Here is a 19049-nt window from a genome sequence, read left to right on the forward strand (position 1 = left end):
TCTTCACTTCCAACGACGAACGAGCTGCCGCCCTGGCACCCTGGATCGAGCACTACAACACCCACCGTCGCCACCAAGCCCTCGACGGCCAACCCTCGATCAGCAGGCTGTAACCAACCTCCTGGCCGGGTACATCTAGGCTCGGTCCATGCCGATCCCCGAGTTCGTCGCCGCCCTCCGGTCCCACGTCGGGACCGGCCTCCTGTGGATGCCGGGCGTGTCGGGCGTCGTGATCGACGACGCCGGACGCCTCCTCCTGGGGCGGCGCGCCGACACCGGGCAGTGGGCGATCATCAGCGGGATCCTCGAACCAGGCGAGGACCCGGCCGTGGGCCTCGCCCGCGAGGTGCTGGAGGAGACCGGCGTCGCGGTCCGCGTCGACGCCCTGACCGGGGTCACGGTGACGCCGACCGTCGAGTACCCCAACGGGGACCGCTCGCAGTACCTCGACCTGTGCTTCCTGTGCCGCCCCGTCTCCGCCGACGCGGCCGCCGCGGCACACGTGGCCGACGACGAGTCGCTCGCCGTCGGCTGGTTCGCCCCCGACGACCTGCCCGCGGACCTCGCGGCCTCGACCAGCGAGCGCCTGGGGCACGCGCTGGGCTACCTCGCGGACCCGACCGCAGGACCGTTCTTCGTCCGCTAGGGCGGCCCGAGGTGGACCCGCGCCCTCACGGGCAGGGGTCCACCTCGCCGGGCTCCCCCGTCACGACCAGCGGAACAGCCTCGCCGCGAGCGGCAGCAGCACCACGGTCCACACCGCCATGACCACGAGCTGCGAGGCCGGCACGCCGTCCCCGAACCAGCCCGTCGTCATGGCCTGCGCCGCAGCCCCGAGCGGCGTGTACCCGCCGATGGTCCGCAGCACCTCGGGCATGAGCGGTCCCGGCGTCCACAGCCCCGCGAGGAAGAGCATCGGGAAGTAGAGCGTCATCCCGATCGCCGACGCGGTGCTCGCCCGGTCGGCGCGCGACGCGATGAGCATCCCGAGCGAGAACATCGCCAGGACGCCCAGCAGGAAGGCGGCCACGACGACCACCAGGTTCACCGGCGTCGCGAGGTCGAACACGAGGCTCCCCACGAGGACCGCGAGCAGCGCTGCGGCGACCACCGCGACGAGGTTGATGAACAGGTGGGCACCGATCAGCCCCTGCGGCTTCATGGGCGTGGTCGAGAGGCGCCGCAGCACACCCTTCTCGCGGAACGTCGCGAAGTACACGGGCATGGTCGTGAGCGCGACGGTCGCCACGGCGGTCGCGAGCACGACGGGCACGTAGAACGCGACCGCCGTGAGTCCCTCCCAGGGCGGCGGCGCGTCGGCCACCACGTCGCGCATGCCGGGCATCGCGAAGCCGACGCCCACGAGCAGGACCGTCGGGAACAGGAGCGCGAAGAACACGGTCCCCGGGTCCCGGAGCAACAGACGGGCCTCGGTCAGGGTCAGTGTCCGCAGGCCGTGCCAGCCGGTGCCCGCGATCCTGCGGCGCCGGGCCGGGGCCCGTGTCGTGGTCGGAGTGGTCATCGCACTGCTCCTTCGGTGTTGTTCGAGTCGTCGGCGGACGCGGCGTCCGCCGCCCCCGTGTGGTCGTACGTCCTGCCCGTGACGTGCACGAACACGTCCTCGAGCGAGCGGGAGACGGTCCGGACGTCGGGCACGACGTCCTGCTCCGCGAGGGCCAGCACGACGGCGGGCAGGACCCGCCGCGTCCCCGTCACCTCGATCTCGTGGCCGTCGCGCGTCACGGCCTGCACGTCCGCGAGACCCGCGAGGACCTTCAGCACACCGACCTCCTCGTGAGGTTCGACCCGCAGCCGCAGCACGCGCGAGGTGTCGACCTGCTCGATGAGCTCGGCCGGCGAGCCGGTCGCGACGACGACACCCTGGTCGATGATGACGAGGCGGTCGCACAGGCGCTCGGCCTCGTCCATGAAGTGGGTCACGAGCAGGATCGTCACGCCGCGGTCGCGCACGCGTTCGACGAGCTCCCACGTGGTCCGCCGGGCCTGCGGGTCCAGGCCCGTGGTCAGCTCGTCGAGGATCGCGACCTGCGGGTTGCCGACGAGCGCGAGCGCGATCGACAGCCGCTGCTTCTGCCCGCCGGACAGCTTGGCGAACTGCCGGTCCCGGTGCGGCGTGAGCTCGAGCAGGTCGAGCAGCTCGCCGACGTCGGCCGGGTCCTCGTAGAACGACGCGTAGAGGCGCATCGCCTCGGCCACGGTCATGCGCTCGTTGAGCTCGGCCTCCTGGAGCTGGACGCCCAGGAGCTCGCGCACCGAGGCCGGGTCCTTCTGCGGGTCGCGACCGAGGATCCGGACCGACCCGGCGTCGGCCTGACGCAGCCCGGCGAGGCACTCGACGGTCGTGGTCTTGCCGGCCCCGTTGGGGCCGAGGATCCCGAAGATCTCCCCCTGCCCGACGGCGAAGCTCACGTCGCGCACGGCGACGGTGCTCCCGTACGCCTTGCGCAGGGCGACGACCTCGATCGCGGGCGCGGCGCCGTCGGGCAGCGTGCCGGTCGACGGTGCGGGTGGGACGGACGGGACAGGATGTGCGGTGGTCATGGTGCCCTCCCTGAGGGTGTGCTCGTCCGCCGGGCGGCGCACCGGAGGACCGGGCGCCGTCCGCTGGACGGGATGAACGCTGTGGTGGGTGCGCCGGTCCCGGTCGGGACGCGCCGCGCTAAGACGTCGGGGACGCCAGGGCCGTCAGCTCGTGACGGGAGCGATGGCCACCGACCTCGTGACCAGGTGGAACGCGAACGCGGCTGCGACCAGGGCCACGAGGCCACCGATCACCGCGGTGAGCACCTGGGCGTCGGAGAGGCCGACCGCCTGGGCGAAGGGCCTGCCGAAGTAGCCGCTCTGGAAGGCGAGCTCGACGAGGACCACGGGGAGCAGGAACGGCACGATCGCGAAGGTCCCGCCCCACACGCCCAGGCGGTAGTAGCCCATCCCGATCGACGCGCCCGCGAGCCAGTACACGCTGCAGAAGAAGAGCTGCACCAGGAACGCCGTGCCGACCTGGCCGCCGTCGGCGTAGAGCTGGGCCCGGTCGAGCTCGGGCGACCAGCCCTGCGCCCGGAAGACGAGCCACTCGACGTAGCCCAGCGCCGCCGCCACGAGGGCGAAGGTGAGTCCCAGGACCACGGCCGTGCACCAGGTCGACCGGATGAGCGACCGGCGGGTACCCCCCGCCGCGACGTGGACCGCGATGCTCGCGAGGGGCGTGATGATGCCCATGACGAACAGGAAGAACTTCGCCGAGCCGCTCACGACGCCGTCGATCACGCTGCCGTCGAGGATGTCGGTGCGGACCTCGACGTAGCCGATGATGCCCGCGATGATCAGCACGATGGCCCAGAACCAGACACCGATCTGCCACGTGCCCACGGACATCGACCAGGTCGCGGTCCGCAGCGAACGCTGCTCGGCCGCACGGCGCGCCGCGGCACGCTGCGCCTCTCGGGGGACGGGCACGGCCTGTCCCGCCAGGTTCTCCGTCATGGCTGCTCCCCTCGGGTCAGGTGCACGAACAGGTCCTGCAGCGGCACGGCGCCCAGCTCGAGCCCGGCCGCGGTCGCCTCGGCGCGCTGGGCGTCGTCGAGCGCGCCGAACAGCGTGACCTGCGCCGTGCCGCCCAGGCGCTGGCGCGCCAGGACCCGGTGCCCGTCGACGAACTGCTCGACCACGGCCGCGGACCCCGTGATGCTCACGCCCCGGCCGCGGACCGACTCGACGCTCTCCGCGAGGAGCACACGGCCCCGGTCGACGATCACGACGTCCTCGAAGATCCGCTCGACCTCGTCGATCAGGTGGCTCGACAGGACGACGGTGCGCGGGTGCTCGGTGTAGTCCTCGACCAGGGCGTCGTAGAACGCGTACCGGCTCGGCGCGTCCATCCCGAGGTACACCTCGTCGAAGATCGTCAGCGGCGCGCGCGACGCCAGCCCGATGACCGCGCCCAGCGCCGAGCGCTTGCCGCGCGAGAGGCTCTCGGGCGTCTTGCGCAGGTCGATCTCGAACAGGTCGACCAGACGCGCCGCGAGGTCTGCGTCCCAGTGCTCACGCAGCTCCGCGTAGTAGCCCAGGCTGTCCTTGACCTTCGTCGAGGTGATCGTGTCGCCGCTCTCGCGGACGAGCTGCGTGCCCGCCATGGTCCAGGCGTTCTCGAACGGGTCCTCGCCGTCGACCAGCACGGTGCCGGCGTCCGGGCGCCGCATGGCCGCGATCAGCGAGAGCGCGGTCGTCTTGCCGGCACCGTTGCGGCCGAGCAGGCCCGTGATCGTGCCCGGGCGGACCGTGAGGCTCAGCCCGTCGAGCGCGGGGTGCTTCTCGTCCTTGCCGAAGCTCAGCGTCACGTCCCGGAGCTCGACACCGAACGGGTCGGGGCGGGTGGGGGCGGTCATGAGGTCTCTCCCGTCGGGGGGTGGGTGGCGGCGGGGCCGGCGGACCGCACGGAGCCCGCGACGTCGCGGGCGAGGACGTGGTCCACGATCTCGGCGGGCGTGATGCCCAGGAGGTCGGCCTGGTCGAGCGCGGGGCGCAGGACCTCCGCGAAGTAGCGGTCGCGGTGCTCGGCGAACAGCTTCTCGCGCGCGCCGGTCGCGACGAACATGCCGACCCCGCGCCGCTTGTAGAGGACGCCCTCGTCGACCAGCGTCGCGAACGCCTTGGCGGCCGTCGCGGGGTTGATGCGGAACGTCGTCGCGTACTGGGTGGTGGACATGACCTGCTCCTCCTCGCTGAGGTCGCCGCTCAGGATCTCGGCGCGGATCTGCCGGGCGATCTGCAGGTAGATGGGTTCAGGTCCGTCGAACATGGTGCCCATCCTCTCGCCGATCACACGTTCCTTGGTTAATTACTCGACTAATGAACCATAGAACCACCGGTTGTGCAAGCAGCGGTCCCTGGTGTCGAACCCGAGGTTGGTCAGGAAACTCTTCCCGGTTACCCGACCAACCTCGGGTTCGGCACCGACCAGGTGCGGACAGCACGACGGCGCCCGCCCACCGGAAGGTGAGGGGCGCCGTCGGGCAGTGGACCGGTCAGGCGGAAGCCGCCGCCTTGCTCGTGAGGTCGGCCGCGACCAGCTCCGCGACCTGCACCGCATTGAGCGCGGCACCCTTGCGGAGGTTGTCGTTCGAGACGAACAGCACCAGGCCGCGACCGCCCGGCACGCTCTGGTCCGTGCGGATACGACCCACGAACGACGGGTCGGCACCTGCGGCCTCGAGCGGGTTGGGGACGTCCGAGAGCTCGACCCCCGGAGCCGCCGCGAGCAGCTCGCGCGCGCGGTCCGGAGTGATGGCCCGGCCGAACTCGGCGTGGATCGCGAGCGAGTGCCCCGTGAAGACCGGGACACGCACGCACGTACCCGCGACCAGCAGGTCCGGGAGCCCCAGGATCTTGCGCGACTCGTTGCGGAGCTTCTTCTCCTCGTCGGTCTCCTCCTCGCCGTCGTCGACGATCGACCCGGCGAGCGGCACCACGTTGAACGCGATGTTCCGGGGGAACTTGTCCGGCGCGGGCAGGGAGACCGCGGCGCCCGAGTGCACCAGGCCCGTGAGGTCCTGCTCGGCGCCCGCGACGACCTGGTCGCGCAGCTCGGCCGCACCGGCCAGCCCCGCTCCCGACACCGCCTGGTACGTCGCGACGATCAGGCGCTCCAGGCCGGCCTCGTCCGCGAGCGGCTTGAGGACCGGCATCGCGGCCATCGTGGTGCAGTTCGGGTTCGCGATGATGCCCTTGCGCGCCTCGCGGACGGCACCCGGGTTGACCTCGGCGACGACCAGCGGGACGTCGGGGTCCATGCGCCACGCCGAGGAGTTGTCGATCACGACGACGCCGGCCGCCGCGTACCGCTCGGCCTGCGCCTTGGCGGTCGCGCCCCCCGCGGAGAACAGCGCGATGTCGAGACCCGACACGTCGGCCGTGGCCGCGTCCTCGACGACGACGTCCTCACCCTTCCAGGGCAGCGTGCTGCCCGCGGAGCGCGCCGAGGCGAAGTAGCGGATCTGCGCGACCGGGAAGTCGCGCTCCTCGAGCAGGCGACGCATGACGGCGCCGACCTGACCGGTCGCCCCGACGACGCCGACGACGAGGCCGGCAGAGTTCTGGTTGCTCATGGTGCTCTCCTCGCTCAACGGCCGGTGCCGGCGTAGACGACTGCTTCGCTCTCGCCGTCCAGCTCGAACGCGGTGTGGATGGCCCGCACCGCGTCGTCGAGGCTGTCGGCACGGGTCACGACGGAGATGCGGATCTCCGACGTCGAGATCATCTCGATGTTGATGCCCGCGTCCCGCAGCGCACCGAAGAGCTGCGCCGAGACGCCCGGGCTCGACTTCATGCCCGCCCCGATGAGCGAGACCTTGCCGATCTGGTCGTCGTACTGCAACGACGCGAACCCGATCTCCTCGCGCACCGCGTCCAGGGCCGTGGTCGCGAGCGCGCCGTCGTCCATGGGCAGCGTGAACGAGATGTCGGTCAGGCCCGTGGCCGCGACCGAGACGTTCTGGACGATCATGTCGATGTTCGCGCCCGCACCGGCCACGACCTCGAAGATACGTGCCGCCGTGCCCGGGACGTCGGGGACGCCGACGACGGTGACCTTGGCCTCGCTGCGGTCGTGCGCGACGCCGGAGATGATCGGAGCTTCCATGATGACCTCTGCCTCGTTGCCGGCCAGGGAGCCGGGAGCCTGCTGGGGGACGTTGGGCACGGAGCGCGCGTCGTTCGACACGATCGTCCCGGCCTTCGTCGAGAACGACGAACGGACGTGGATGGGGACGCCGTAGCGGCGCGCGTACTCGACGCAGCGCAGCACCAGGACCTTGGCCCCGGACGCCGCCATGTCGAGCATCTCCTCGTAGGAGATGTGGTCGATCTTGCGGGCCGACGGAACGATCCGCGGGTCCGCGGTGAACACGCCGTCGACGTCCGTGTAGATCTCGCACACGTCCGCGCCCAGGCCCGCCGCGAGCGCCACGGCCGTGGTGTCCGAGCCGCCGCGGCCGAGCGTCGTCACGTCGTTGGTGCTCTGCGTGACGCCCTGGAACCCGGCCACGATCGCGACCGAGCCCTTCTCGACCGTCTCACGGATGCGGTGCGGCACGACGTCCACGATGTGCGCCTTGCCGTGCACGGCGTCCGTGATCACGCCGGCCTGCTGGCCCGTGAACGACTTGGCCTTCACGCCGAGGTTGTTGATCGCCATCGCCAGCAGCGACATCGAGATGCGCTCGCCGGCCGTGAGCAGGATGTCCATCTCACGCTGGGGAGGGAGGGGGGTGACCTGCTGGGCGAGATCGATGAGCTCGTCCGTCGTGTCACCCATGGCCGAGACCACGACGACCACGTCGTGACCAGCCCGCTTGGTCTCTGCGATGCGCTTCGCCACCCGCTTGATGCTCTCCGCATCAGCGACCGACGAGCCACCATACTTCTGCACGACAAGTGCCACTTGCTGCTCCGTTACGTCGCCGGCCTCCGTCTCTCTCAACGGCCCGCCGGGTGTTCTACGAGTCGGTCGATGATAGCCCGCAGCCCCGTGACGCCGGGAGGGGGGTCAGGATGCGGGCAGTCCGGGTCGGTGCCGGTCGCTGACCTGCGGGGATGCTGGCTACCGGGTGCCGAGCACGAGGTTGCGGTCGTTCTCAGGGGCAGAACGACCGCAACCTCGTGCTCGGCGGGCGTGACGGACGTGGCGGCTGGGCCTCACCACCCGAGGTACCCCGGCAGCTCGGCGAGCGACACGATGCGCTCGGGCTCGTCGAACGGCCCGCGGCCGTCCCGGTCCAGGTGGACGGCCTGCAGCCCGGCCGCACGGGCGGCCACGACATCGAGGTCGTACCTGTCCCCGACGTGCAAGGCCTCCTCCGGCACGACCCCCAGTGCGGCACAGACCCGCAGATAGCTCGCGGGTGCGGGCTTGGCCACCCCCAGCCCCTCGGCCGTGAACACGGACCCCAGCCGCCCCTCGAGCCCCATGACGCGGAGCTTGGCGTGCTGCTGGTCCTCGGTCCCGTTGGTCAGGACGGCCAGCGGGACGTTCCGGGCCCACAACGCTACGAGCATCGGTTCGACGTCGGGGAACGCGGTCCACGACGCCTCGTAGTGCGCGACATAGCCGGCGAAGACCTGATCGAGGTCGTCATCGGATCCTCCCTCGAGGCCCGCGAGCGGCAGCACGTCACGGAGCCGACGGCGCCGTTGCTCGGCGAAGTCGATCTCCCCCGCGCGCCAGGCGGAGAAGTGCTCCTCCTCTGCGGCGAACCACGCGTCGACCAGCCCGTCGGTGACCTCGACCCCGAGGCCAGGCAGCCAGGCCGCGAGCGCAGCCCGTGCGGCCCCTTCGTGGTCGAGGAGCGTCCCGTCGAGATCGAGGACGACGGCCTGCGCGCGAAGGTGCATGGTGGCGACCCTAGGTGACCCGGGTGCCGAGAACGAGGTTGCGGTCGTTCTGAGCCTGAGTACGACCGCAACCTCGTTCTCGGCGACCAGCCCGTTGGGCCAGGCAGGCCGATCAGGTGCGCAGGTTGGCCAGCACGAGGTAGGAGTAGAGCCCGAGCGCCACGCACGCCAGCACCAGGAGCACGAGGCCCCGCCGCCGCGGCCAGGCCACGAGGATCCCGAGCGCGGCCGGCGCCGTGACGAGCGCCGTGAAGAAGCGGAACACCTCCGAGGCGGGGCGCGGCTCACCGAAGCAGGCCCGGTCCGCCTCGACCCTCCACCCCGTCTCGCAGTCGGGCCCGTTGACCCCGAGGTCGTAGGCGAGCAGCGCGGGGATGGCCACCAGGACGTACCCCACCACGGCGAGGAGCACCCCGACGAGAGGACGCCACTGCACCCAGCCCAGGCGCAGGGGTCGGGTCCGGCCGTACGCAGCGGCCGCGACGGTGCGGGCGGCGCTCACCAGGTCCGGGGCCTGCGACTGCTCACGAGACGGGTGGTCGCGTACGAGATGCGCCTCGCGGTCAGGTGCGTAACCACCCGTCTCGGACCGGACCACCCGTCTCGGCCCCGGTCGCCCGGCCCCCTCCAGACCGGCCCCCTCCTCGCGCACCCTCACGCCCCCAGACTCGTCACGACGTCGTACCCGAGCTTGCAGATGAGCGCGCCCACGACGACCACGAACACGACCCGCACGAACCCGCTGCCCTTGGCGACGGCCATGCGCGCCCCGACGTACGCGCCCAGCAGGTTCGCGGCCCCGATCGCGAGGCCCAGCCCCCACAGCACCGCGCCGTACGGGACGAAGAAGATCAGCGCGCCCGCGTTGGTCGCGAAGTTCGCGATCTTCGCGAGCGCCGACGCGGGCAGGAACGCGTACCCCAGGATGCTCACGAGCGAGATGACGAAGAACGTCCCGGTCCCGGGGCCGAGCAGCCCGTCGTAGACCCCGATCACGAGCCCGATCCCGGCCGCGGCCCACCGGTGCCCGTTGCCCTCCCAGCGCAGGTTCGTCGTGTGCCCGAGCCGGGGCTTGGCGATCGTGTAGACCGCGACGGCGATCAGCACCACGAGGATGATGGGCTTGAAGAGCTCGGCGGGGATCTTCGACGCGAGCGCCGCCCCACCCACGGCCCCGACGAGGGCCGCGAGCGCCATGGGCCCGGCGGTCCGCAGGTCCGGGCCCACGCGCCGGTAGTACGTCGTGGCGCTCACCGACGTCCCCATGATGCTCGCGAGCTTGTTCGTCGCGAGCGCCTGGACGGGGCTGATCCCGGGGACGAGCAGCAGCGCGGGGAGCTGGACGAGCCCTCCCCCACCGACCACGGCGTCGATCCACCCGGCGGTCAGGCCCGCGAGGACCAGGAGGCAGATCGTCAGGAGGTCGAGCTCGAGCCCGCCCGACCCGGGCAGCACGATCCCGTCGCCCGCGGCGAGAGGCGCGTGCGCCACGAGAGGAAGCGTCGCGGCGAGGTCCCAGGTCACACGGCAGTCTCGCACGACGGCGGAGCGCCCACCCACGAGCCGCGCGGGCCTCCCGCAGGACGCGGACGTCACCCGGGCGGGCGCCCCCACGTCAGGTCGCGCACCGCTACGCTCGGCGCCATGACGAGCACAGCGGCTCCCCAGGGGGATCCAGCAGACCACCGACCTCCCGGACAGGCAGACCCACCTTCGACGCCACCCGCACCACAGCCCGCCCCGGACGACGGCGCACCGTCGGGGAGCGGCGCCGTCGGGCAGGAGACGCCCGCGGCACCCTCCACGCAGCACGCGCCCGACGGCGACGCCGCACCCGGCGGGATCGTCGCCGAGGGCGTGCACCGCGCGTTCGGCTCGGTGCGCGCGGTCGCCGGCGTGGACCTCGTGGCCCGGCCCGGCCGGGTCACGGCGCTGGTGGGCCCCAACGGCTCGGGCAAGACGACGCTCCTGCTCATCCTCGCGGGCCTCCTCACGCCCGACGCGGGCACGGTGCGCGTCGCGGGCTCCGACCCGGTCACGCAGAGCTTCGCCACGCGTGCACGCACCGGGTGGATGCCCGACGCGTTCGGCACCTGGGACTCCCTGACGGCGCGCGAGGTCCTCACGACCTTCGCCGCCGCCTACCGGCTCCCGGCAGCGGTGGGGGCAGCGCGCGCGACCGAGCTGCTCGCCCTGGTGCACCTCGAGGAATACGCCGACCGCCCCGCGAGCGTCCTGTCCCGCGGTCAGAAGCAGCGCCTCGGCCTGGCCCGCGCGCTGGTCCACGACCCCGACGTCCTGCTGCTCGACGAGCCCGCGAGCGGCCTCGATCCGCGCTCGCGCGTCGACCTGCGCGTGCTCGTGCGCGAGCTCGCCGCACGCGGCAAGACCGTCCTCATCTCGAGCCACGTCCTGACGGAGCTCGACGAGATGGCCGACGACGCCGTGTTCCTCTCGCGCGGCCGCACGGTCGCCTCCGAGACCGTGGGCGAGGCCGCGACGACGCGCCGCACGTGGCGCGTGCGCGCGCTCGACCCGTTCGCGCTGCACGCCTGGCTCACCGGGGCGGGGGTCCCGTTCGCCGTCGAGCCCGACGGCGCGGCTCTCGTCGACCTCGACAGCGACACCTCGGCAGCGGCCCTCCTGCGCGACGCGGTCGTCGCCGGGGTCCCCGTCGTCGCGAGCGCCCCCGCCGGGGGCATCCTCGAACAGGCCTACCTCGCCCTCGAGGAGGAGCGTCGATGAGCACCCAGCAGTCCCTGTCCCCCGCCCGGCCCGAGTCGCCGGACACCGCCGCGCCCCCGCAGGACCGCGGCGACTGGGCGCTGTCGTGGCACGGCGTCAAGACCGTCGCGACCCTGGAGCTGCGGCAGCGCGTGCGCTCGACCCGCTGGAAGATCGCGCTCGTCGTGTGGTTCGTGGTCGTCGGCGGCATCACGCTCCTGACGTCCGGGGCGCTCTCCTTCATGACCGGGTACGACGACTCCGACGTGCAGCAAGGCCCGATCATCTTCGGGGCCGTGGTCTTCTTCGTCCTGTTCCTCGGTCTGCTCGTGGCCCCGACGCTCAGCGCCTCCGCGATCAACGGCGACCGGAACGCCGGGACCCTCGCGACGCTCCAGGTGACGCTCCTGACCGCGGCGGAGATCGTCGTCGGCAAGCTCGTCGCGGCGTGGAGCGCGGCGCTCGCGTTCCTCGTCGTGAGCGTCCCGTTCATCGCGTGGGCGCTCGTCGCGGGCGGGGTCTCGTTCCTGTCGCTGGTCACGACGGTCCTGCTGCTCGCGGTGCTCCTCGCGGTGGTGTGCGCGATCGGGCTCGGGTTCTCGGCGCTCACGACCAAGACGTCGGGCTCCGCGGTCCTGACCTACCTGACCGTCGCGGGGCTCACCGTCGTGAGCCTGATCCTGTTCGGGCTCACGACCCCGCTCGTGACGTACCAGACCGAGATCAGGGCCTGGGCCGTGGCCGACGACCACGACTGGGAGAGCGACGAGATACCCGAGTGCGAGTGGCAGACGTTCGAGTCGCCGCAGACCCACACCGAGCTCACGTGGTGGTTGCTCGCGGTGAACCCGTTCGTGATCGTCGCCGACGCGGCGCCCGAGACGACGGTCAGCGACGACGAGGAGTACTTCTCGGCGTCCGACCCGCTGTCGCTGATCCGCACGGGCGTGCGCGTCGCACGGATGGGGCCCCAGGCCGAGCAGGACTGGTGCGGCGCGTACGAACCGGGCTACGTGTCACCGGTCGAGAACCCGGAGATCGACGACTCCCCCGTGTGGCCGTGGGGGCTGGGTGCGAACCTGCTCCTGGGCGCGGGCGGTGTGGTGCTGGCCGTGCGGCGCCTGCGGATCCCGTCCGGGAAGCTGCCTCGCGGGACGCGCGTGGCGTGAGGCGTGACGTCCGGACGGGCGCGACCGCGTGGGCGCGCCCGTCCGGCGTCTGCGGGCACCCACCCGTGGGCACGGGCGGCCGTGGTCAGGCGTGCAGGGCGTCGTACTCCGCCTCGGCGGCGACGTCGTCCTCGACGTCGAGGCGCAGGTGCGCGAGCACGAGCTGCAGGACGCGCAGCGCGCTCGCGGCGCGCTCGCCCCACAGCGACAGGTAGGAGAACTGCCACCACCACAGGGCCTCGAGCTCCTGGCCCGAGTCGTAGTGCTGGAGCCCCTTGGCGAGGGCCTCGGCGATGCACGCGATGTCCCCCGACACGGACGCCTGCCCGACGACGGCCCCCAGGACGGGGTCCTCGATCTCCGGGTAGTCGTCGAGCCCGTCGAGGAGCCGGGCGAGCCCCTCGCGCAGCGGGTCGAGGTCCGTCTCCGGGCCCGCGTCGGGCTCGAAGCGCTGGTCGGGCACGACGTCCATCATGGCGCCGAGCCGTGCACCGGCGGCCAGCAGGTCCGACGTGGCGAGGAGCAGGAGCGGGATCGCGGCCTGCGGGGCTGCGCCCGAGGCGACCTCCGCGGTCGTCGTGAGGAAGGTGCGCGCCTGCGCGGACACCGAGGCGGCGACGGACCGCAGGTCCGACCCCACGGCCTCTCCGGTCTCAACCACTGACGACCCTCCGTCCTTCGAACGCCCGCCCGAGGGTCACCTCGTCGGCGTACTCCAAGTCTCCACCCACCGGCAGCCCGGACGCCAGGCGGGACACGCGCAGCCCCATGGGCGAGAGCATGCGCGTGAGGTACGTGGCCGTGGCCTCGCCCTCGACGTTGGGGTCCATCGCGAGGATGACCTCCTGGACCGCGCCGTCGGCGAGCCGGGTCAGGAGCTCGCGGATGCGCAGGTCGTCGGGGCCGACGTTGTCGATGGGGTTGATGGCCCCTCCGAGCACGTGGTACTTGCCGCGGAACTCGCGCGTGCGCTCGATCGCGACGACGTCCTTGGGCTCCTCGACGACGCAGATCACCTCGGCCGAGCGCCGGGGGTCGCGGCAGATGCGGCACTGCTCGGACTCCGCGACGTTGCCGCAGATCTCGCAGAACCGCACGCGCAGCTTGACCTCGGTGAGCGCGTCGGCGAGCCGCCGCACGTCCGCGGCGTCGGCCGCGAGGAGGTGGAACGCGATGCGTTGGGCACTCTTGGGGCCGACCCCGGGGAGTCGGCCGAGCTCGTCGATCAGGTCCTGGACCGCGCCTTCATACACGCCCCCCAGCCTACGTGGCGGCGGCGACGGTCCGGGCCGCGCGACGCTCCGTGCCCGGTGGTCTGCGCCGTCGAGAACGTCCCCTCACCGTCCCCGCCGCGGACCGGCTCCTGGTCGACGGCGTGCTCGACGACGTGGCGGCGCGGTCAGTCCTCGTCCGCGACGATCTCCACCTCGAAGCCGTCATCGTTCTCGAGGTACGCCGCGTAGTGGTCGGGGCCGCCCGCGTACGGGTGGGCGTCGGCGAACATGAGGCTCCAGCCGTGCTCGGACGCGCGGGCCACGAGGTCGTCGACCTCGTCGCGCCGACCGCCCGTGAACGCCAGGTGGTTGACCCCGGGGCGCATGCGGTCGTGCCCCTTGCCGTGGACAGCGGGGCTCGCCTCGAGCACGATGTACGTCGCCCCGCGCAGCCAGCTCTGGCCCGTGGCCCACGTCTGGAAGCGGGTGTAGCCGAGCTCGTCGAGGAGCCACGCCCACGAGCTCTCGGCGGCGTCGAGGTCCTCGATCCACAGCTCGACGTGGTGGAGCTCGCCGCGCGGGCTCATGTCAGAGCCCGGTGTCGATGGTCTCGTCGATCACGACGCCGCCCAGGAGCTGCGCCACGAGCGGGGCCCCGACCAGACCCGACGACGCGAGGTCCGGGTCGTCGTCGGACGGCGAGTCGTCGTCCATCGAGACCGAGACGCGCGCCGAGGACTGCCGGGCCTTCTGCTCGGCGGCCTGCCGTTCGAGCGTCTGGCGGCGCGTCTCGCGCACCCCGGGCGCGGGCCCGGTGGGGACGGCGGGCGTGGGGGCGGACGGCGCTGAGGGTGCGGCCGGGCGGGCCACGGCCCGGACGCCCGACGGCGCCGCTCGCCGCACGTCCGCGGGCGGCGGTTCGTGGCCGTCGTCGAGGTCCGCGGGGGGCTCGGTCACGGGCAGGCCCGCGAGCCAGGCCTCGTCGGCCGCGTTGACGACCGGCTCGACCTCGGGGACGGGGGCCGCGGGCCGGGCGACGGGACGCTCCTGGAGGGCGACGTTGCTGTGCTGCGGGGACGCGGCGGCGTCGGCCCCGGCAGGGCCGGTGGCACCCGGGCCGGCCGACCCGTGGGGGGCGCCGGAAGGGTTGGCGGGCGTCGGCGCCGAGACGACGCCGACTCGTTCCGCCGACGCGTGCTGAGCGTTCGCGCCCGATGCCGGTCCGCCCTGGGCGGGAGCAGCCGGTCCAGCGCCGGTCGGCGCGCCGCCACCCGTGGGTCCGCTCGTCGGCTCGTCGCGGCGCGGCGCGGGGGGTGCGGCCGGCGTGGTCGTGCTCGGGCCCGCGCCACCGCCCTCGTCGAGACGCGCCTCGACCCGGACCTGGAAGCCGAGGGTCTGGTAGACGGCTTCCTGGACGGCCCCCGTGTGACGCGACGTGGAGAAGGTCCGTGCGAGGGCGGGCGTCTGGAACGCCAGGTAGAGGGTGTCCGGCGTGAGCTCCCCGACCTGGGCGTTGCCGCTCACGAGCGACCACGTGACCCGGCTCGAGCTGAGGGTCTGGAGGACCTCGGGCCAGCGGCGGCGCAGCACGTCGGTGCTGAGGGCGTCCGTGTCGCTCGACGCGGGGGCGGGCGGCTGAGCGGCTGCCGGGGCGGCGGGCACGGCCTGTGCCGCCGGAGCCTGCGCAGCAGCGGGCTCCGCCCGAGCACCGTCGGGAGCGGCGACCGGTCCGCGGCGTGCAGCCGGGTCGGCCTCGTCGACGGGGGCGACGGCCGGGGTGCGCTCCTCCACGGAGCCTGCGGTGCTGCCGGCGTGTGCGGCATCGTCGACGGCGACCGCCGAGTCGTCCCCGGCGGCGACCGGAGCCGGGGCGGGCTCGTCCGTCCCCTGCTCGCTCGGCGCGGGCTCGGCCGTGCCGACGGGCACCACGACGGGCCAGTCGCCGCTCTCGCCCGGTGCGCCCGAGGGCGCCACGGCGACGGCGTCGCTCGCGGGCGCAGCAGCAGTCGGCACAGCGGGCGCAGCAGCGGTGTCCGCCCCGGCGTCGGGGACCGGCGCCGCATCAGCCGGGACGGCTGCGGGCGTTGCGACCGGGGCCCCCGCCGGGCGTGCGGGCGCAGGGGCGGCCCCCTCCCCCGCCTTGCGGGCCTGGAGCGCTGCCCGTGCGGCTGCGGCGCCGCTGAGTCCGTTCGCGGGCGCGACGGGCGCGCCGTCCTCGGCCTGCGCGACGCGGGGCGCTGCGACGAGCCCCTCGGGGCCTCCCGGTCGCGGCGCGGCGGCGACGGGCGCGAGGCCGCCGGTACCCAGGCCGCCCCGTTCCAACCGGTCGATGCGGGCCGCGAGCCCCGCGGCGCCGTCGTCCACGCCGGGGAGCAGGAGGCGGGCGCACAGGAGCTCGAGGTGCAGGCGCGGCGACGTGGCTCCGCTCATCTCGGTGAGCGCCGCGTTGACCAGGTCTGCCGCACGCGACAGCTCGGCCGCGCCGAGGTTCTGGGCCTGGGCCTTCATGCGCTCGAGCTGGTCGGACGGGACGTCGCGCAGCACGGCGTCCGCGGCACCGCCCGAGACCGAGATGACGATGAGGTCCCGGAGGCGTTCGAGCAGGTCCTCGACGAAGCGGCGCGGCTCGTGCCCCGTGGTGATGATCTGCTCGACGACCCGGAAGATGCTCGCGCCGTCGCGGGCCGCGAGGGCCTCCACGACGTCGTCGAGCAGCGAGGCGTGCGTGAAGCCCAGGAGGTCCACGGCGCGCTCGTAGTCGACGTTCCCGGCCTCTGCGCCCGCGATGAGCTGGTCCATGACGGACAGCGAGTCACGCACCGAGCCGCCGCCCGAGCGGACGACGAGGGGCACCACCCCGGTGCCGATCGTCACGCCCTCCGCGGCGCAGAGCTGCTCGAGGTACGGGCCCAGGACGTCCGGCGGGACCAGGCGGAACGGGTAGTGGTGCGTGCGCGAGCGGATGGTCCCGATGACCTTGTCCGGCTCGGTCGTCGCGAAGATGAACTTCACGTGGGGCGGCGGCTCCTCGACCAGCTTGAGGAGCGCGTTGAAGCCCTGCGGCGTGACCATGTGGGCCTCGTCGAGGATGAAGATCTTGTACCGGTCCCGGGCGGGCGCGAAGGTCGCGCGCTCGCGCAGCTCACGGGCGTCGTCGACACCGTTGTGCGAGGCCGCGTCGATCTCGATGACGTCGAGGCTGCCCGAGCCGCCACGTGCGAGCTCGATGCACGACGAGCACTCCCCGCAGGGGGTGTCGATGGGCGTCTCCTCGGTGTTGCGCGCGCAGTTCAGGGTGCGCGCGAGGATGCGCGCCGAGGTCGTCTTGCCGCAGCCGCGAGGGCCCGAGAAGAGGTAGGCGTGGTTCACGCGTCCGCTGCGCAGCGCCTGCCGCAGGGGTCCGGTGACGTGGTCCTGCCCGATGACCTCGGCGAAGGTCTCTGGCCGGTAGCGGCGGTACAGGGCGGTGCTCACCCCGGCAACTCTAGACGGCGTGGCTGACAGCCCGCACAGCGGGTCCCCAGGCGTGCTGCCCGGGGCCCCGCCGCACGTGCGTCGGCCCACCCGGAGCCGTGCGTCAGCGCCGCAGGACCTTGCGCGCGAGCCAGTTGCCGAAGAACTGGACGACCTGCACGATCACGATGATGACGACGACCGTCACGGCCGTCACGGCCCAGTTGTAGCGCTGGTAGCCGTAGCGGATCGCGAAGTCTCCCAGGCCGCCACCGCCGATGTAGCCGGCCATGGCCGACATGTCGATCACGGCCACGAAGATGAACGTGTAGCCCAGGATGAGCGGCGCGAGCGCCTCGGGGATGAGCACGGTCCGGATGATGCGCCACGGCGAGGCGCCCATGGCGCGCGCGGCCTCGACCACGCCCGGGTCGATGCTCACGAGGTTCTGCTCGACGATGCGCGAGGTCCCGAACGCGGTCATGACGGACAGCGGCAGGACGAACGCCTCGGTGCCGATCGTCGTCCCGACGACCGCGAGCGTCACGGGGTAGATCATCGTCAGGAAGATGATGAACGGGATGGGCCGGACGATGTTGACGAGCACGTTGAGGACGTTGAACACGACGGCGTTCGCCAGCAGGTTGCCCTTGCGCGTGCAGTAGAGCGCGAGCCCCAGCACCAGGCCGCCGAGCCCGCCCGCGAGGAGCGCGATCGAGACCATGTAGAGCGTCTCGCCGAGCGCGTCCCACAGGATCGGCAGCAAGGTGGACCAGTCGCGGTTCATCGCGTGCCTCCGAACGTGCCGGGCTCGGTGCCGAAGTCACCGGGCTGGGTGCCCTGCGTGCCGGGGCGACCGAGCCCCGAGATCCCGGTGCTGCCCGTCCCGGGCCATCTCTCGCTCTGCCAGGCGTCGCGCGGGTCCGGTTCGTCGACCCGGCCCGACGGCGGAGCCCCGGTCGCGTCGTCGGCGTCGCCCGACTCGTCGCTCGCCCCGGCGACGACGCGCGGGTCGTCGCGCGGGTCTGCGGCGGTACCGAGGTCCACGACGTCGGTGGTCTCGGACAGCTCGGTGAGGAACGCCGCGATCGTGGCGTCGTCGCCCGCGAGCTCGAGCGTGAGCGAGCCGAAGGGCCGCTCCCCGATCTCGGAGATCCCGCCGAACACCACGGCGCCGTCGAGCCCGTGCTCGCGCAGGAGCCGGGTCAGGCTCGCGCCCGAGGTCCCGTCCTCGTGGACGCCGACCGTCACGAGGCGCCCGGGGTGCCGGCGGCGCAGGCGCTCGAGCGCCTCGGGGCCGGGCCGGTCGCGCAGCGCGGTCCCGACGAACTTCTTGGTCGCGGGGGCCTGCGGCGACGAGAACACGTCGTAGACCTCGCCGACCTCGACGACCTTGCCGTGCTCCATGACCGCGACGCGGTGGCACGTCGAGCGCACGACGTCCATCTCGTGCGTGATGACGACGATCGTCACGCCGAGCTCGGCGTTGACGCGGCGCAGGAGCGCCAGGACGTCGCGCGTGGTCTCGGGGTCGAGGGCGCTCGTGGCCTCGTCGGCGAGCAGGAGCTTGGGCGAGGTGGCGAGCGCGCGGGCGATCCCGACGCGCTGCTTCTGCCCGCCCGAGAGCTGCGACGGGTAGGCCTTGGCCTTGTCGGACAGCCCGACGAACTCGAGCAGCTCGGCGACCCGGGCCTCCCGGCGCGCCTTGTCCCAGCCCGCGACCTTGAGCGCGTAGGCCACGTTCCCGGCGACGGTCCGCGAGGACAGCAGGTTGAACTGCTGGAAGATCATGCCGATGCTCGCGCGCACGGGACGCAGGTCGCGCTCGGAGAGCGCGCTCACCTCGTCGCCGTCGACGACCACGCTGCCCGAGGTCACGGGTTCGAGCGCGTTGATGAGCCGGACGAGCGTGCTCTTGCCCGCGCCCGAGTAGCCGATGACGCCGAAGATCTCACCCGCCCGGATGTCCAGGGTGACGCCGTCGACGGCTGCCACGGCGGACGACCCGGTCCCGAAGACCTTCGTCACGTCGCGGAAGCGGACCATCGTGTCCGAGGTGGTGCTCACGGAGGAACCTCTC

The 19049-nt window shown here is 72.9% G+C and carries 20 protein-coding genes; 4 read left to right on the top strand and 16 right to left on the bottom strand.

Annotated elements, in window-relative coordinates:
* On the top strand, positions 1–113 hold a 113-nt coding region (locus NHG27_RS05535; protein ID WP_497015220.1), incomplete at its 5' end, for an integrase core domain-containing protein.
* 35 nt (positions 114–148) lie between these two features.
* Positions 149–646 carry an NUDIX hydrolase gene (locus NHG27_RS05540; protein ID WP_497015030.1) on the top strand — a complete coding sequence of 166 codons (498 nt, stop codon included), beginning with the start codon at positions 149–151 and terminating at the stop codon, positions 644–646.
* Between the two features lie 60 nt (positions 647–706).
* On the opposite strand, the gene NHG27_RS05545 is transcribed toward NHG27_RS05540, so the two are convergent.
* From NHG27_RS05545 to NHG27_RS05590, 10 genes are all read right to left on the bottom strand, one after another.
* Positions 707–1522, bottom strand: coding sequence for an ABC transporter permease (locus NHG27_RS05545; protein ID WP_497015031.1), 816 nt, complete (start codon positions 1520–1522; stop codon positions 707–709).
* A complete protein-coding gene (locus NHG27_RS05550; protein WP_497015032.1) occupies positions 1519–2562 on the bottom strand; it encodes an ABC transporter ATP-binding protein in 1044 nt (347 codons plus the stop codon). Before NHG27_RS05550 ends, NHG27_RS05545 begins: the two co-directional genes overlap by 4 nt.
* 144 nt (positions 2563–2706) lie before the next feature.
* The gene (locus tag NHG27_RS05555) at positions 2707–3504 is read right to left on the bottom strand and encodes a hypothetical protein (RefSeq protein ID WP_497015033.1); all 798 of its coding nucleotides are present in this window, start codon (positions 3502–3504) and stop codon (positions 2707–2709) included.
* Positions 3501–4406: an ATP-binding cassette domain-containing protein gene (locus tag NHG27_RS05560; protein ID WP_193718443.1), complete on the bottom strand. Its 906-nt coding sequence runs from the start codon at positions 4404–4406 to the stop codon at positions 3501–3503. Before NHG27_RS05560 ends, NHG27_RS05555 begins: the two co-directional genes overlap by 4 nt.
* Positions 4403–4819 carry a GntR family transcriptional regulator gene (locus NHG27_RS05565; RefSeq protein WP_193718442.1) on the bottom strand — a complete coding sequence of 139 codons (417 nt, stop codon included), beginning with the start codon at positions 4817–4819 and terminating at the stop codon, positions 4403–4405. Before NHG27_RS05565 ends, NHG27_RS05560 begins: the two co-directional genes overlap by 4 nt.
* Before the next feature lie 226 nt (positions 4820–5045).
* Positions 5046–6125, bottom strand: coding sequence for an aspartate-semialdehyde dehydrogenase (locus tag NHG27_RS05570; RefSeq protein WP_193718441.1), 1080 nt, complete (start codon positions 6123–6125; stop codon positions 5046–5048).
* A 14-nt stretch (positions 6126–6139) separates the two neighbouring features.
* Entirely contained in the window at positions 6140–7459 is a 1320-nt protein-coding gene (locus tag NHG27_RS05575; protein ID WP_193718440.1) for an aspartate kinase, read from the bottom strand.
* 254 nt (positions 7460–7713) lie between these two features.
* Complete coding sequence (locus NHG27_RS05580) at positions 7714–8409, bottom strand: HAD family hydrolase (RefSeq protein ID WP_193718439.1); 696 nt, start codon at positions 8407–8409, stop codon at positions 7714–7716.
* 112 nt (positions 8410–8521) lie between these two features.
* Positions 8522–8911, bottom strand: a complete 390-nt coding sequence (locus NHG27_RS05585) for a hypothetical protein (protein WP_497015034.1) — start codon at positions 8909–8911, stop codon at positions 8522–8524.
* Positions 8912–9063: 152 nt separating this feature from the next.
* Positions 9064–9900 (bottom strand): TSUP family transporter, encoded by an 837-nt coding sequence (locus NHG27_RS05590; RefSeq protein WP_497015035.1) that lies wholly within the window; start codon positions 9898–9900, stop codon positions 9064–9066.
* A gap of 153 nt (positions 9901–10053) precedes the next feature.
* Here NHG27_RS05590 and NHG27_RS05595 point away from each other — a divergent pair, with 153 nt between their 5' ends.
* Positions 10054–11154, top strand: coding sequence for an ABC transporter ATP-binding protein (locus NHG27_RS05595; RefSeq protein WP_193718437.1), 1101 nt, complete (start codon positions 10054–10056; stop codon positions 11152–11154).
* Complete coding sequence (locus NHG27_RS05600; RefSeq protein WP_193718436.1) at positions 11151–12302, top strand: ABC transporter permease; 1152 nt, start codon at positions 11151–11153, stop codon at positions 12300–12302. Before NHG27_RS05595 ends, NHG27_RS05600 begins: the two co-directional genes overlap by 4 nt.
* A gap of 85 nt (positions 12303–12387) precedes the next feature.
* Here NHG27_RS05600 and NHG27_RS05605 read toward each other — a convergent pair whose 3' ends face one another.
* The 6 genes from NHG27_RS05605 to NHG27_RS05630 all read right to left on the bottom strand — a co-directional run bounded on the left by NHG27_RS05605 (position 12388) and on the right by NHG27_RS05630 (position 19036).
* Positions 12388–12963, bottom strand: a complete 576-nt coding sequence (locus NHG27_RS05605; protein ID WP_193718435.1) for a DUF5063 domain-containing protein — start codon at positions 12961–12963, stop codon at positions 12388–12390.
* Positions 12956–13555, bottom strand: coding sequence for a recombination mediator RecR (gene recR, locus NHG27_RS05610; protein WP_138822666.1), 600 nt, complete (start codon positions 13553–13555; stop codon positions 12956–12958). Before recR ends, NHG27_RS05605 begins: the two co-directional genes overlap by 8 nt.
* Before the next feature lie 146 nt (positions 13556–13701).
* Positions 13702–14103, bottom strand: coding sequence for a VOC family protein (locus NHG27_RS05615; protein WP_497015036.1), 402 nt, complete (start codon positions 14101–14103; stop codon positions 13702–13704).
* A gap of 1 nt (position 14104) precedes the next feature.
* Positions 14105–16990, bottom strand: coding sequence for a DNA polymerase III subunit gamma and tau (locus tag NHG27_RS05620; protein ID WP_497015037.1), 2886 nt, complete (start codon positions 16988–16990; stop codon positions 14105–14107).
* Between the two features lie 103 nt (positions 16991–17093).
* Positions 17094–17756, bottom strand: a complete 663-nt coding sequence (locus NHG27_RS05625) for a methionine ABC transporter permease (RefSeq protein ID WP_193718432.1) — start codon at positions 17754–17756, stop codon at positions 17094–17096.
* Positions 17753–19036, bottom strand: a complete 1284-nt coding sequence (locus tag NHG27_RS05630) for a methionine ABC transporter ATP-binding protein (protein WP_497015038.1) — start codon at positions 19034–19036, stop codon at positions 17753–17755. The genes NHG27_RS05625 and NHG27_RS05630 overlap by 4 nt, the downstream gene beginning before the upstream one ends.
* Between the last annotated feature and the right edge of the window lie 13 nt (positions 19037–19049).

The organism is Oerskovia sp. 140933 (assembly GCF_059651515.1).

Coding starts and splice junctions, on each gene's coding strand:
- NHG27_RS05540 (WP_497015030.1), top strand. CDS start 149: ATGCCGATCCCCGAGTTCGTCGCCGCCCTCCGGTCCCACGTCGGGACC.
- NHG27_RS05545 (WP_497015031.1), bottom strand. CDS start 1,522: ATGACCACTCCGACCACGACACGGGCCCCGGCCCGGCGCCGCAGGATC.
- NHG27_RS05550 (WP_497015032.1), bottom strand. CDS start 2,562: ATGACCACCGCACATCCTGTCCCGTCCGTCCCACCCGCACCGTCGACC.
- NHG27_RS05555 (WP_497015033.1), bottom strand. CDS start 3,504: ATGACGGAGAACCTGGCGGGACAGGCCGTGCCCGTCCCCCGAGAGGCG.
- NHG27_RS05560 (WP_193718443.1), bottom strand. CDS start 4,406: ATGACCGCCCCCACCCGCCCCGACCCGTTCGGTGTCGAGCTCCGGGAC.
- NHG27_RS05565 (WP_193718442.1), bottom strand. CDS start 4,819: ATGTTCGACGGACCTGAACCCATCTACCTGCAGATCGCCCGGCAGATC.
- NHG27_RS05570 (WP_193718441.1), bottom strand. CDS start 6,125: ATGAGCAACCAGAACTCTGCCGGCCTCGTCGTCGGCGTCGTCGGGGCG.
- NHG27_RS05580 (WP_193718439.1), bottom strand. CDS start 8,409: ATGCACCTTCGCGCGCAGGCCGTCGTCCTCGATCTCGACGGGACGCTC.
- NHG27_RS05595 (WP_193718437.1), top strand. CDS start 10,054: ATGACGAGCACAGCGGCTCCCCAGGGGGATCCAGCAGACCACCGACCT.
- NHG27_RS05600 (WP_193718436.1), top strand. CDS start 11,151: ATGAGCACCCAGCAGTCCCTGTCCCCCGCCCGGCCCGAGTCGCCGGAC.
- NHG27_RS05615 (WP_497015036.1), bottom strand. CDS start 14,103: ATGAGCCCGCGCGGCGAGCTCCACCACGTCGAGCTGTGGATCGAGGAC.
- NHG27_RS05625 (WP_193718432.1), bottom strand. CDS start 17,756: ATGAACCGCGACTGGTCCACCTTGCTGCCGATCCTGTGGGACGCGCTC.